The following is a 13083-nucleotide window of genomic DNA, read 5'->3' on the forward strand; positions in this document are numbered from 1 at the left end:
CGCCCTTTATTAAGCGCCTGATCAACTACTACTGTCTTCAGTAAATGCTGACTAACTAACTCGCTTTATATGGGTTTCCGGGCGGCTCAACCGGCAAGCGGCGTACTTGAACTCTGGAATCTTTCCATACGGATCCAGCGCCGGGTTAGTGAGTAGATTCGCCGCCGCCTCCTCGTAGCAGAAAGGCACGAAAACCATCCCCTCAGGCATGCCCGGATCCGTCCTGACCTTGAGGGTGATGGCCCCTCGCCGGGTGGTGATCGTTAGGTCATCGCCTGGTGCCAACCCCAGCCGGATAAGCTCAGCGGGCGCCAAGCTCGCCACGGCTTCCGGCTCCAGGTCATCGAGCACTTTGGCGCGGCGGGTCATGGATCCGGTATGCCAGTGTTCTAACTGACGGCCAGTGGTCAGCACCGTCGGATAGTCGTTATCTACCGGCTCATCCGGTGGCAGCGGACGCGTAGGCGCGAACTTCGCCCGGCCACTGGCCGTAGGGAAGACCTCGCTGAAGACTACGTCTTGCCCCGGTGCGTCCTCCGCTGGGCAAGGGTAGGTCACCGACTGCTCGCGCTCCAAACGCTCCCAGGAAATATGGTCGAGAGAGGCCATACCTTGCTTCATCTCGGCGAAAACGTCCTGCGGATGCTGGTAATTCCAGTTGAGGCCGAAGCGTTTGGCCATTTCCTGGATAATCCACCAGTCCGGCTTGGCCTGGCCCGGCAGTGGCAAGGCCGCACGCCCCATCTGCACTTGCCGATTGGTGTTGGTGACGGTGCCGTCCTTCTCGGGCCAGGCGGAGGCCGGCAGAATGACATCGGCGAATTGAGCGGTTTCAGTGACAAAAAGATCCTGTACCACCAGGTGCTCTAGTTTGGCCAACGCGGCCCGGGCATGGGCCAGATCCGGGTCGGACATCGCTGGGTTTTCACCCTGGATATACATGCCGCGAATGGTGCCCGCAGTGATAGCATCCATAATTTCCACCACGGTGAGACCCGGTGTGGGATCCAGTTTGGTATTCCACAGCTCTTCGAAAGCACTGCGTACCTGCGCATCGCTAACCGGCTGGTAGTCCGGCATCACCATGGGAATCAGGCCGGCATCAGATGCCCCTTGAACATTGTTCTGCCCCCGCAGAGGGTGCAGGCCGGTGCCAGGGCGACCGGTCTGGCCGCAAGCCAGCGCCAGCGAGATCAAACAACGGGCGTTGTCGGTCCCATGGGTATGCTGAGAAATGCCCATGCCCCAGAAAATCATTGCCCGCTCGGCGTTGGCATAAAGCCTAGCCACTTCGCGAATGGTCTCTGGCTCAACACCGCACAAACCGCTCATCGCTTCGGGGGTCATGTCCACCGTATGCGTTTTGAGCGCCTCAAAGCCTTCGGTATGCTCGGCGATATAGGCCGTGTCATAAAGTTCTTCGCTGATGATCACATTGAGCATGGCATTAAACAGCGCCACATCCGTACCCAGTGAAAAGCGAACACTGCGATGGGCGTAGGCATCCAACGCCTGACCACGGGGATCGAGTATCACTATCTTGGTACCGCGTTTGGCGGCCTGTTTAAAGAAGGTGGCCGCCACCGGATGGTTTACCGCGGGATTACAGCCGGTAAGAATCACTACATCGGCCTGACTGGCCTGCATAAAGGAAGCGGTTACCGAACCGGAGCCGATACACTCCATGAGCGCTGCTACCGAACTGGCGTGGCACAAGCGGGTACAGTGATCCACATGGTTGGAGCCAAAACCGGTACGCACCAGCTTCTGGAACAGCCACGCCTCTTCGTTGGAGCACTTGGCACTGCCGAATCCCGCTAAGGCATCAGGGCCATGATTCACTTTAAGGTTCACAAGCCCGCTGGCGGCCACCTCAAGGGCTTCGCCCCAGCTCGCCTCGCGGAAATGCGTCAAGGGCTTGGCAGGGTCGAAGTCTGGATCGATCCCCTTTGCGACACCCTCGCGACGAATCAGCGGGGTAACAAGCCGAGATGGATGGCGCGGATAGTCATAGCCGAAGCGACCTTTAACACAGAGTCGGTTCTCGTTTGAAGGACCGTCGCGGCCCTCCACATAAAGGATCTTATCGTCTTTGATATGGTAGGTAAGCTGACAGCCAACCCCGCAGTAGGGACACACTGAGTCAACCTTACGGTCAGCCACAGCAGAGTCTCCGTGCCCTTGCTCATCCACCAGGGTGGCAGGCATTAAAGCTCCAGTGGGGCAAGCTTGAACACACTCACCGCAAGCAACACAGGTACTGTCCCCCATGGGGTCGTCGAAATCAAATACGATCTTAGACGCCGCCCCACGGTGAGCCAGTCCGATAACATCGTTAACCTGTACTTCGCGACAGGCACGCACACACAGATTGCACTCAATACAGGCATCAAGGTTAACGCGCATGGCAGAGTGGCTGCTGTCTTGCTCCAGGCTACCCACCCTAGTCGCCACATGGTGCACGGTAGCTGTCTCACGCTCTTCGCGCTTGGGCAGCTTGCGGCGCACTGCCGTGGCATCAATGGCCAACTGGTCAGCCATGGCCCAGAAATGGCTTGAGCTGTCGGGGCTCTCTTCCCGCTCAGGCTGGTCGACCAGCAGCATTTCCATGACCATCTTGCGGGCCGTGTGCGCGCGTTCAGAGCTGGCACTATTAACCACCATACCGGGCGCCGCTTCGCGCAGACAGCTTGCGGCCAAGGTGCGCTCGCCCTCGATTTCCACCATACAAGCACGGCAGTTGCCGTCGGCGCGATAGCCGCTGGCATCCTTGAAACACAGATGCGGAATGGTCTCGCCGGCACGCTTGGCGACTTGCCAGAGGGTTTCACCGGGGTAAGCGCTGACGTCAACGCCATCCAGGGTCAGGGTAAAGCTTTGGTTTAAGCTCTGTTCACTCATGCTGATCTCCCTTATCCCTTGACGATAACGTTCTGGGCAGCCAGTTCACTGCGAAAATTCTTGAGCAAGCCCAATACTGGGTTAGGTGCCGCCTGTCCCAGCCCGCAAATAGAGGCATCTATCATCACTTGGGAAAGCTGCGTCATAAGCCCAGCATCCCATTCATTACGCTCAAGCAGGGTGAGCATTTTTTCGGTTCCCACCCGACACGGCGTGCATTGGCCACAGGACTCATCGGCAAAGAAAGCCAGCAAGTTGGTCGCCACACTGCGTAAGTTATCCTGATCAGAAAGCACGATCACCGCAGCGGAACCGATAAAACAGCCGTGCTCCTGGAGGGTATCGAAGTCGAGAGGAATATTGGCTTTAGTGGCGGGCAGAATGCCGCCAGAGGCGCCTCCAGGTAGATAAGCCGCCAAGCGGTGACCTTCCGCCATGCCGCCACAATACTCGTCAATTAACTCGCTTAGCGTGATGCCAGCAGGCGCCAGATAAACGCCAGGCTGCTTAACTCGCCCCGAAACCGAGAAACTGCGCAGCCCCACGCGGCCATGGCGGCCCTGACTGGAGAAAGACTCAGCACCGCGCTGCCAGATCATCGGAATCCAGTAGACGGTCTCGACGTTATTGACCAGCGTTGGGCGATCAAAGAGCCCTTTCTGAGCCACAAACGGAGGACGATGGCGGGGCTTGCCCGGCTTGCCTTCCAGGGACTCAATCATCGCCGACTCTTCGCCGCAGATGTAAGCACCCGCTCCGCGGCGCAGCACGATATATCCCGGTGCCACTAGGCCAGCGTCCTCAAGCTCGCCAATTGCCTCGCGCAGCACGACATGTAACGCTGGATACTCGTCGCGTAGGTAGATATACAGCGCCTCGGCGTCTACCGCCCAAGCACTGACCAAGGCACCTTCAAGAAACTGGTGCGGCGAACGCTCCAGATAATAACGATCCTTAAAGGTACCGGGTTCGCCTTCGTCAGCATTAATGGCACAGTAGCGAGGGCCAGCCTCCTGACGCACAAAGTGCCATTTCTTAAAAGTAGGAAAACCCGCGCCCCCTAAACCGCGAAGGTTGGCCTGCTGCATCGCTTCCATCAGTGCTTCGACCGTTACTTCCCCGTTGCGGCAGGCCTGAAACAATGCAAAACCACCCTCGCTGCGATAGCTATCAAGTCGTTGCCAATCGATAGGTTCGGGGTGAGTGTCGTCGCCATCGATAGCTGCCTGAACTTGAGCCGCGTCGGCTCGACCCAAGTGGCGATGGCCAACCTCCACGACGGGCGCAGTGTCGCAGCGCCCCATGCATGGGGCGCGCAACACCCGTACCTGCTCGATATCGACATTTGCTTCCAACTGCGCTTTAAGCGCCTCAGCGCCAGCTAACTGGCAAGCCAGAGAGTCGCAAACGCGGATGGTCAACGCCGGGGGCACTTCCTGGTCGTCATGGATGACATCGAAGTGAGCGTAAAAGGTAGCTGTCTCATAGATCGCTGCCATCGGCAGGTTCATATAAGTTGCCAGGGCACGCAGGTCTGCCAACAACAAATGCCCTCGGGCATCCTGAAGAGTATGCAGGTGTTCAATCAATAAATCGCGGCGGCGCAATGCGGCATCGTTGCGTTCATCGCCCAGCAGTTCACGCAATCCCTCAAGACGAATGGGATCGAGTTCACGGCCGCGGGGCTTGCCGCGAAAGCGGCGCTTGGGGGTCACGGTCTGGACGGTCATGGGTCACTCATTATTATTTTGATCGGCGTGATGCCGAATGAACGAAGACGGCACCCCGCGGGGTGCCGTCTAGGGTCTTACTATCAATCTTGAACTATCTATACCGAACTATCTACCTCGAACTATCTATCTCGTCTCCTCTACGGACGGGCAGTTACTTCCGGCTTATGCAGGCACGCTGCCGTGGGGATCGATGACAAATTTCTTGGCGGCTCCGCCACCGAAATCGGCATATCCTTGGGGCGCCTGATCCAGAGTGATCATCTGTACATTTACCGCATCGGCGATCTTAACTTTACCGAATAGAATAGCCTGCATCAGCGGGCGGTGGTACTTCATTACCGGGCACTGTCCGGTATGAAAACTGTGGGATTTGGCCCAGCCGAGGCCAAAGCGCATGCTCAAAGCACCCTGCTTAGCGGCATCATCAGCGGCACCTGGGTCTTCGGTCACATACAGGCCAGGAATACCGATTTGGCCGCCCGCGCGAGTTAGCGACATCGCCGAGTTCAGCACGGTCGCAGGTGCTTCTTTACCATGGTTGCAGCCGCAGGCGTGGGCCTCGAAACCAACACAATCGACAAAGGCATCGACTTCACGCTCGCCGAGAATCACCTCAATCTTGTCGGCCATGTCGCCGTCCTGGGTCAGGTCAATGGTCTCGCAGCCAAAGCTTCGCGCTTGAGCTAAACGGTCTTCGACCATATCGCCGACAATCACACAAGCCGCGCCAAGCAACTGCGCAGAAACTGCCGCCGCCAGACCCACAGGGCCAGCACCGGCAATGTAAACAGTGCTACCGGGGCCGACACCAGCAGTAACGCAACCGTGGAAGCCGGTGGGGAAGATATCGGACAGCAGGGTTAAATCTTTGATTTTCTCCATCGCTTGATCGGTGTCCGGGAACTTCAGCAGATTAAAGTCCGCGTAGGGAACCATGACATATTCGGTCTGGCCACCCACCCAGCCACCCATATCGACATAGCCGTAAGCAGCCCCTGGACGAGAGGGGTTCACATTTAGACAGATGCCGGTACGGCCTTCTTTACAGTTACGGCAGCGACCGCAGGCAATATTAAACGGCACCGAGACGAGATCGCCGGGCTGGATAAACTCGACGTCGCGACCACACTCGACCACCAAACCAGTGATTTCGTGACCCAGCACCAAGCCGGATGGCGCAGTGGTGCGGCCGCGCACCATATGCTGGTCGCTGCCACAGATATTGGTGGTGACGACTTTAAGAATGACGCCGTGCTCACACTTTCGATTACCGATGGCGAGCTCAGGATAGGCAATAGATTCGACGGCGACTTCACCCGGCCCTTTATAGACCACTCCGCGGTTGGCTGCATTCATGGCTAGCTCCTGTTGTTTATTGTTGTGCGCTTGATGGTGGATTGCGCTTTCCCACCCTATCCCCTCCGTGCCTAAGGACTTACCCCACAAAGGCACTCACATATCTATTCAAGACATCCTAGCCAAGACGAATAGCTAGAGGTCGCTTTCACGACACTCTTACCCTGAAACAGGCCCAACAATCCGTTGTGTCGGCGATGCGGGCGCATAGCCGATATCTAACAATAGCCACCAAGGACATCTAATGAAGAACAATGACGATCCTGTCCTGTCGCCCGGACAGGACAATACTCAGATAATGGGGTTAGATTTTCATAACCCCGTATTCCCACTCTCTGCTCTCGCCATTCTGCTATTCATTCTTTACGCACTGGTTTACCCGGATGCCGCTAACACGCACCTAGGGCTTGCCAAGAACTGGTCAATTGAACACTTTGACTGGCTGTTTATGATTGCAGGCAATACCTTTGTGGTGTTCTGCCTCGTACTGATCTGCTTGCCCCTCGGGCGAATTCGTTTGGGCGGCAGCGATGCCAAGCCGGAGTACTCGCGCACGTCCTGGTTCGCCATGCTTTTTGCGGCGGGTATGGGTATCGGCCTAATGTTCTGGAGCGTTGCTGAGCCAGTGGCCTATTACACCGACTGGTACGGTACGCCCCTCAACGCCCCCGCAGGCACGCCGGAAGGCGCTAGTGCTGCCATGGGCGCGACCATGTTTCATTGGGGGCTGCACCCGTGGGCAATCTACGCAGTCGTCGCACTCTCGCTGGCGTTCTTTGCCTATAATAAGGGCTTGCCACTCACGCTTCGCTCCGCCTTTTATCCACTTCTAGGTGAGCATACCCGCGGCTGGGCAGGTCATATCATCGATATTCTTGCCGTACTCGCCACCATTTTCGGCCTCGCCACCTCGCTTGGCTTTGGCGCTACCCAAGCGGCAGGTGGGCTCGCCTATCTGTTCGGCATCCCCAACACTATTGGCACTCAGCTGGCGATCATCCTAGTGGTCACGGTGATTGCACTATTCTCGGTATGGCGGGGTATCGACGGTGGCGTAAAGCTATTCTCAAACATTAATATGATCATCGCGGCGATACTGCTGCTATTCGTTGTGATAGCAGGCCCGACCCTGATGATATTGACAGGGATTGGCACCACAACGCTAGACTATGTAAGCCACCTTTTGCCGCTGTCGAACTGGATCGGACGCGAGGACGACACCTGGTACCACGGCTGGACCATCTTTTACTGGGCGTGGTGGATCTCCTGGTCTCCGTTTGTCGGCATGTTTATCGCTCGCGTCTCGCGTGGACGTACCGTTCGGGAGTTTCTAATTGCCGTACTGCTGGTACCAACGCTAGTCACGCTGGTTTGGATGAGCGCCTTCGGCGGTACAGCTCTTTTTCAGGCGACTAACGGCATAGGCGAACTGGCCAACGGCATTGGTGATGTCTCACTCGCCATGTTCCATATGCTGGAACAGTTGCCTCTCACCAGCATAACGTCAACACTAGCCATTATCCTGGTGCTGGTTTTCTTCATCACTTCATCAGACTCCGGCTCGTTGGTAATCGATAACATCACCGCCGGTGGCAAAACCGATGCACCTAAGGGCCAGCGTGTTTTCTGGGCCGCACTTGAAGGCGTCATTGCTGGAGTGCTGCTGTATGGCGGCGGTAGCACCGCGCTCAGTGCGCTTCAGGCAGGCGCGGTAGCCACGGGGCTGCCCTTCACACTGGTACTATTAATGATGTGCGTCAGCCTTTACATAGGCCTTAATAAGGAGTGGCAACAACTTAACGCAATACCCAAAACCGCCAAGTAATCTCCCCCGCAACCGCCCGCCCAACCAGCGGGCGGTTGCTCTCTTTTACCGACCAGGAACCAAGACAATGCAGTCAAATTCTTACCAGCGCGGTCTGGCCATGGTGATACTGGGCGTGGTGTTCCTCAGTTTCGACGGTCTGCTGATCCGCCTAGCCAATACCGATGGCTGGACTATCGTATTCTGGCGCGGTTTCTTGATGTTCTGCGTGCTGGGAGTCCTGTGCTGTGTGGGTAATCGATTAGGGGCACTGAGAAGCCATCCGTTTTCGTCACTTGCCTCAGCGCTGCTGCTGGGTCTAATGTCGAGCCTCTTCGTACTCGCAGTGATGAACGCCAATGTGGCCAACGTGGTAGTAATACTGAGCACAGCGCCACTGTTTGCCGCACTGTTTTCACGGGTTTTCCTACATGAAAAGGTGCCGCTAAGAACGTTGGTAGCCATTGCCGTCTGCATGCTGGGTATGGGTTTGGTGTTCTTGGGCGAAGGCGCCATGGGAATGCTGGCGGGTAACCTGTATGCCTTAACGGCTGCGGCGGCCATCGGCGGTAACCTGACCTTGCTACGCCGCTATCCCGCCATTGACCCCATGACGGTGATTGCTGGTGGCGGACTGCTCTCAGCAGCAATTGCTCTGCCCATGGCCTCGCCGCTGGCGCTTGATGCCGAGCGTTATGGCGTGCTGGCACTGATGGGGCTAGTGCAGATGCCTCTGGCCACGGTGCTGATCAATAGCGCCACCCGTTACCTGCCGTCTACCGAGGTGGCACTGTTTTACCTAGTGGAAACCGCATTGGGCACACTATGGGTGTGGTGGCTATTAGGCGAGACGCCAACGGCATCAACACTATTGGGCGGGGTCATCGTCATCACGGTGCTAGTACTACACGCCTGGATGGGGTTACATCTAGAAAGACAGCGCCTGCGGCTTTACCCTGGCTTTGCTGGCAAATAGGTCATAACAACATAGAAGAAGATAACGACAGAGAACGTAAAGACTTAAAACGTAAAGGCTTCGAAAATAAAGACTCAGAGATTAAATAATAGATAACAAGAAGCCCGCCAATAAAGGGCGGGCTTTAAGAGTGCTAACATGCCGTGATCAAAAGACTTCAGCGCAGCACGTCCTCTTCCTTGAGCAACTTGTAGATCGCCTCGGCGCCCTGCTCAGGGGTAACGTCGGTAAGCACTTGCCCGCCCTTGCCCTCGGCTTTGGAAGCCGCCGCCTTGAAGCGGTCTCTTGCAGAGGCGGCTTTGATGATTTTCAGACGCTTAGGCCGTTTACGTGCGGGGCTCAAGTGCCACTGGGCCAACTCACTGTCGGCTTCAGAGGTAGTGGGCGCCACCGAGAAGGTGGCTCGACGAGCCGGGCCGAAGGCGCTCTGACGCGCCGCTGGCGCTGCTTCATCCACGCTAATGATGGCGGGCAAGCGCACCTTGAGACGGCGACGCTGGCCCCGTGGCAACGCCTGAAGCAGCGTTACCACGCCATTTTCCACCGTCTCTATCGATGCCAAGCTATTCACTAACGGCCAACCGAGATGCTCCGCCAACGCATAGGGCAAAAGCCCAGAACCTTCTCCGCGCTCGGCCCGGGTACCGGTGATCACTAGCTGAGGTGAGGTAGCGGCTAAATGTTCCACCAGCGGCAGAATAGCATCGCTGCCTTCAGGCTGCTCCAGCAAAGTCATGGACTCAAGCCCCATACCAACGCCTGTGGCCATACCTAAGTAACTGCGCAGAGCTGCCTCGCTGTCGACATCCTGAGAACCAGCGTGCAGTACGTCAATCCGACTACCCGGCAGTTCTGCTTCCATGGCTAGGGCAAGCTCCAGACCCCGTGCATCCTGCTCGGCGCGCCTCGCACGACCGGTTGTGGGGTGACGGCCTATGGAGACCAGCACCGCTACGTCGATACCCGTTTTTTGTTGTTTTTGCTGTTGTTCAGGCCGCATCGCGCTGCCCTCCTCGCTGCTGTTCCACCATCGCCACTAACGCAGCAAGAATTTGCGTGCTGTCGCCTATCACCGCCAGGTCTGCGCGTTTGATCATGTCGCACCCCGGATCGAGATTGATGGCCACCACCTTGTCGCAGCGCTGAATGCCCTGTAGGTGCTGGATAGCGCCTGAAATACCCACCGCCATATAGACTCGGGCGGTTACCCAGGTGCCGGTTGCACCTACCTGCCGATCACGAGCCATAAAGCCGTCATCCACCGCGACACGCGAGGCCCCTTCGGTAGCACCGAGCACTTTCGCAGCATGGTGGAAGGCGTCCCACTGTTTAACACCATTGCCAGCAGAGAGGATGAACTCAGCCTCGGCCAGCGCCACACCAGCGGGATCCACTGCCACCTGCCCCAGGTCTTCAATGCGCGATAAAGTGGTGGGAATAGGCGCCGCCAAGGTCTGGCGCTCGGCCGCATGCCGCGTCTCATCCACCGGCTCAGCGCACTCTGCCAGTGCCAGGGCAACCCGCGGCAGAGGGCGCTGGATATCCAGGCTTCCAGCGGCGCCACGGGCAGTGCAGCGCCACCCCAAGGAAGCCTCATTATCAACTTCCACCTGCCACACCCCCGTGGCAGCGCGTTCACCCAGGCGTAAGGCAAGCCTCCGCCCCAGATCAGCCCCGCCTAGGGGCGAGTCCGGCAACAGCCAGAAGCGCGGCGTCATCTCACGTTCGACGGCACTTAACACCGCCAGCCGTGCCTCGGGAGCAAACCCAGCGTAAAGTTCATCATCAAGATGCACGACACGATCGATCCCGGCTTCACCAAGCGCTTCTTCCTTATGCTCGCCGAATAAGACCGCCACCACGGCACCAGGCTGTTCGGCGTCGGCATCCGCCACGCGTCTGGCTAGCCCCAACAGATCCTTATCATGGCTTGAAAGGCGGCCACCGGTCAGGTCGGGTACTACTGCTACCAGAAAGGCGGGCTGATCAATGGTCACCCCACGGCGACTATCGCGGGCCGCCGTGGTGGTCGCGGCGGCCTGTCCACCTTGCTGGAGGCCGCTACGATCAATCCGTTTGATGCCATTGGGGCCGATAAAACCAATGGCGCGAGGATTCTTACGCACCACACCGTTGGGCCCCAGCCACTCACTGGCTGCTCCGCCGCCCTCACTGTTTACACCAAGAGCGGCGAGCACACTGGCGTGGTCTGGATGAAGACGGTTCCGGGCGATCCACTCGCGACGCGGATCGCGGCGAATAATCTCACTCATAAGGTCACCTCTTCAGCAGTCGTCACTGCAGTGGTTCGGCGGGATACGCCAGACACATCGCCAGCAGGACGCTCAACCAGGGCATCAGCTACCAGTTCGGCGATATCGCGCACTTCAGCGCTGGCATCCACCACGCCCTCCAGCATGGCAGTGCACTGTGGACAGCCCACCGCCACCAGCTCGGCGCCGCTCTCTTTAACGTCATTCATGCGCATATCGGGAATTCGGCGCTCACCAGGAATATCCGTGATTGGCGCCCCACCGCCGCCGCCACAGCAGCGCGAACGGAACCCAGAGCGCTCCATCTCGGCCACCTGGATGCCCAGCGCTTTAAGCACTCGCCGCGGGGCTTCGTATTCACCGTTATAGCGTCCCAAATAACATGGGTCGTGATAAGTAACACTGCCACCTTTCCAGGGAGCAAAGGTCAGCCGTCCTGCATCATACAATTCAGCAATAAAGGTACTGTGGTGGCGCACCTCGTAGTTGGCACCACCCAACTCGCCATACTCATTGCCCAGCACATGAAAACTATGCGGATCACAGGTGACAATCTGCTGGAAGCGATACTTGGCCAGGGTGGCAATATTGCGCTTAGCCAGGGACTGGAACGTCGCTTCATCGCCCAATCGTCTTGCCACATCACCACTGTCGCGCTCTTCAGCACCTAACACGGCGAAGTCTACTTCGGCAGCACGCAGTACTTTAACCAGGGCACGTAGGGTTCGTTGGTTACGCATATCAAAGGCGCCATCCCCCAACCACAACAGCACATCAACCTGCTTTAGGTCAGCCATTAGCGGTAGGTTAAGATCCGCCGCCCAGTTGAGCCGTGAGCCTGGGTCGAAACCGCCGGGGTTGTCAGTGGCAATCAGGTTGTCGAGCACCTCAGCACCTTTATTGGGTGTCTTGCCCCGCTCCAAGGTCAGGTGGCGGCGCATATCGACAATCGCATCCACGTGCTCAATCATCATTGGGCACTCCTCGACACAAGCACGGCAGGTCGTGCACGACCAGAGAGTCTCGGCGTCAACCAACGCCTTTCCCTCTTTCATAACAACAGGCGCCACGATCGGCGCATGGGGAGCGCCTTGGTGCTCTCCCACTGGCTTACCAGGATAAGGAGAACCGGCATAGCCAGCATCGCTACCACCGGCAAAACCCACCACCATGTCTTGAATCAGCTTTTTGGGATTGAGCGGTTGGCCAGCAGCAAACGCAGGGCACACCGCCTCGCAGCGGCCGCACTGCACGCAGGCATCGAAGCCCAGCAGTTGGTTCCAGGTGAAGTCGGCAGGCTTTTCCACGCCCAGAGGCGCCGCTTCATCCTCCAGGTTCAGCGCTTTGAGCCCCGTTGACCGGCCACCACCAAAGCGCTCGGCACGGCGGTGAAAGGCGAGATGTAAGGCGCCAGCGAAGGCGTGCTTCATTGGGCCGCCCCAGGTCATGCCAAAGAACATTTCGCCCAGGCCCCAAACCACGACGCCCGCCAACACCAGCGCCAGAAGCCAGCTACCGCTGCCTTCTACTAACCCTTCAGGCAACAAACCTACTGTGGGCAGTGTGATCAGGAAAACGCCTATCGAAAACGCCATCAGGCTCTTTGGCAGCCGCATCCAGGGGCCTTTGGAGAGCCGTGCAGGAGGGTTAAGCCGCCGACGCGCTACGAAGAGGCTACCGACGAACATGGAGGTGCTAGCCAGTAACAGCAACCCGCCTAGCAATGGGTTAGCGATACCCAGACCATGCACCAGGATCATCAGCACGGCGGCAGCCACGAAGCCTCCGGCGGTGGCTACGTGGGTATTGGAGATCATTTTGTCGCGCCCCACGACATGGTGCAGATCCACCAAATAGCGGCGCGGCAGGGCCATCAACCCCTGGAGTAGGTTCACCCGCGAGGGGCGCCCCTGACGCCACAGGCGTATACGGCGTACAGCGCCGATTACTGCCAGGGCCAGAGCAGTAAAAATCAGTATCGGCAAGAGCGTATCGAGCATGGTACTCACCTCATCTTTCGCGGCGGGGCTGCTCCGGCGG

The 13083-nt window shown here is 57.9% G+C and carries 8 protein-coding genes; 2 read left to right on the plus strand and 6 right to left on the minus strand.

Annotation, left to right across the window (positions count from 1 at the left end):
- Positions 1-51: 51 nt before the first annotated feature.
- From fdhF to fdhA, 3 genes are all read right to left on the minus strand, one after another.
- Positions 52-2901 carry a formate dehydrogenase subunit alpha gene (gene fdhF, locus CEK60_RS12705; RefSeq protein ID WP_089039332.1) on the minus strand — a complete coding sequence of 950 codons (2850 nt, stop codon included), beginning with the start codon at positions 2899-2901 and terminating at the stop codon, positions 52-54.
- Positions 2902-2912: 11 nt separating this feature from the next.
- Positions 2913-4631, minus strand: coding sequence for an NADH-ubiquinone oxidoreductase-F iron-sulfur binding region domain-containing protein (locus CEK60_RS12710; protein WP_089039333.1), 1719 nt, complete (start codon positions 4629-4631; stop codon positions 2913-2915).
- Between the two features lie 165 nt (positions 4632-4796).
- The gene (fdhA, locus tag CEK60_RS12715; protein WP_089039334.1) at positions 4797-5990 is read right to left on the minus strand and encodes a formaldehyde dehydrogenase, glutathione-independent; all 1194 of its coding nucleotides are present in this window, start codon (positions 5988-5990) and stop codon (positions 4797-4799) included.
- Between the two features lie 244 nt (positions 5991-6234).
- Between fdhA and CEK60_RS12720 the strand changes: the two genes are divergently transcribed.
- Positions 6235-7815, plus strand: coding sequence for a BCCT family transporter (locus tag CEK60_RS12720; RefSeq protein WP_089039335.1), 1581 nt, complete (start codon positions 6235-6237; stop codon positions 7813-7815).
- Positions 7816-7882: 67 nt separating this feature from the next.
- The gene (locus CEK60_RS12725) at positions 7883-8770 is read left to right on the plus strand and encodes a DMT family transporter (RefSeq protein WP_089039336.1); all 888 of its coding nucleotides are present in this window, start codon (positions 7883-7885) and stop codon (positions 8768-8770) included.
- A 157-nt stretch (positions 8771-8927) separates the two neighbouring features.
- Here the strand turns inward: CEK60_RS12725 and etfB are convergent, their stop codons facing one another.
- Genes etfB through CEK60_RS12740 form a run of 3 tightly spaced genes read right to left on the minus strand, consistent with a single transcriptional unit; the run spans position 8928 to position 13043 of the window.
- Positions 8928-9770 (minus strand): electron transfer flavoprotein subunit beta, encoded by an 843-nt coding sequence (etfB, locus tag CEK60_RS12730; protein ID WP_089039337.1) that lies wholly within the window; start codon positions 9768-9770, stop codon positions 8928-8930.
- Positions 9760-11043, minus strand: a complete 1284-nt coding sequence (gene etfA / locus CEK60_RS12735; protein WP_089039338.1) for an electron transfer flavoprotein subunit alpha — start codon at positions 11041-11043, stop codon at positions 9760-9762. The genes etfB and etfA overlap by 11 nt, the downstream gene beginning before the upstream one ends.
- On the minus strand, positions 11040-13043 hold the full coding sequence (locus tag CEK60_RS12740) for a (Fe-S)-binding protein (protein WP_089039339.1): 2004 nt from the start codon (positions 13041-13043) through the stop codon (positions 11040-11042). The genes etfA and CEK60_RS12740 overlap by 4 nt, the downstream gene beginning before the upstream one ends.
- Positions 13044-13083: the final 40 nt, after the last annotated feature.

The organism is Halomonas sp. N3-2A (genome assembly GCF_002216165.1).
Classification (GTDB): domain Bacteria; phylum Pseudomonadota; class Gammaproteobacteria; order Pseudomonadales; family Halomonadaceae; genus Vreelandella.

What these genes read in the sequence shown, in the direction of transcription:
- fdhF (WP_089039332.1), bottom strand. Translation starts at nt 2,901, where the DNA reads ATGAGTGAACAGAGCTTAAACCAAAGCTTTACCCTGACCCTGGATGGC.
- CEK60_RS12710 (WP_089039333.1), bottom strand. Translation starts at nt 4,631, where the DNA reads ATGACCGTCCAGACCGTGACCCCCAAGCGCCGCTTTCGCGGCAAGCCC.
- fdhA (WP_089039334.1), bottom strand. Translation starts at nt 5,990, where the DNA reads ATGAATGCAGCCAACCGCGGAGTGGTCTATAAAGGGCCGGGTGAAGTC.
- CEK60_RS12720 (WP_089039335.1), top strand. Translation starts at nt 6,235, where the DNA reads ATGAAGAACAATGACGATCCTGTCCTGTCGCCCGGACAGGACAATACT.
- CEK60_RS12725 (WP_089039336.1), top strand. Translation starts at nt 7,883, where the DNA reads ATGCAGTCAAATTCTTACCAGCGCGGTCTGGCCATGGTGATACTGGGC.
- etfB (WP_089039337.1), bottom strand. Translation starts at nt 9,770, where the DNA reads ATGCGGCCTGAACAACAGCAAAAACAACAAAAAACGGGTATCGACGTA.
- etfA (WP_089039338.1), bottom strand. Translation starts at nt 11,043, where the DNA reads ATGAGTGAGATTATTCGCCGCGATCCGCGTCGCGAGTGGATCGCCCGG.
- CEK60_RS12740 (WP_089039339.1), bottom strand. Translation starts at nt 13,043, where the DNA reads ATGCTCGATACGCTCTTGCCGATACTGATTTTTACTGCTCTGGCCCTG.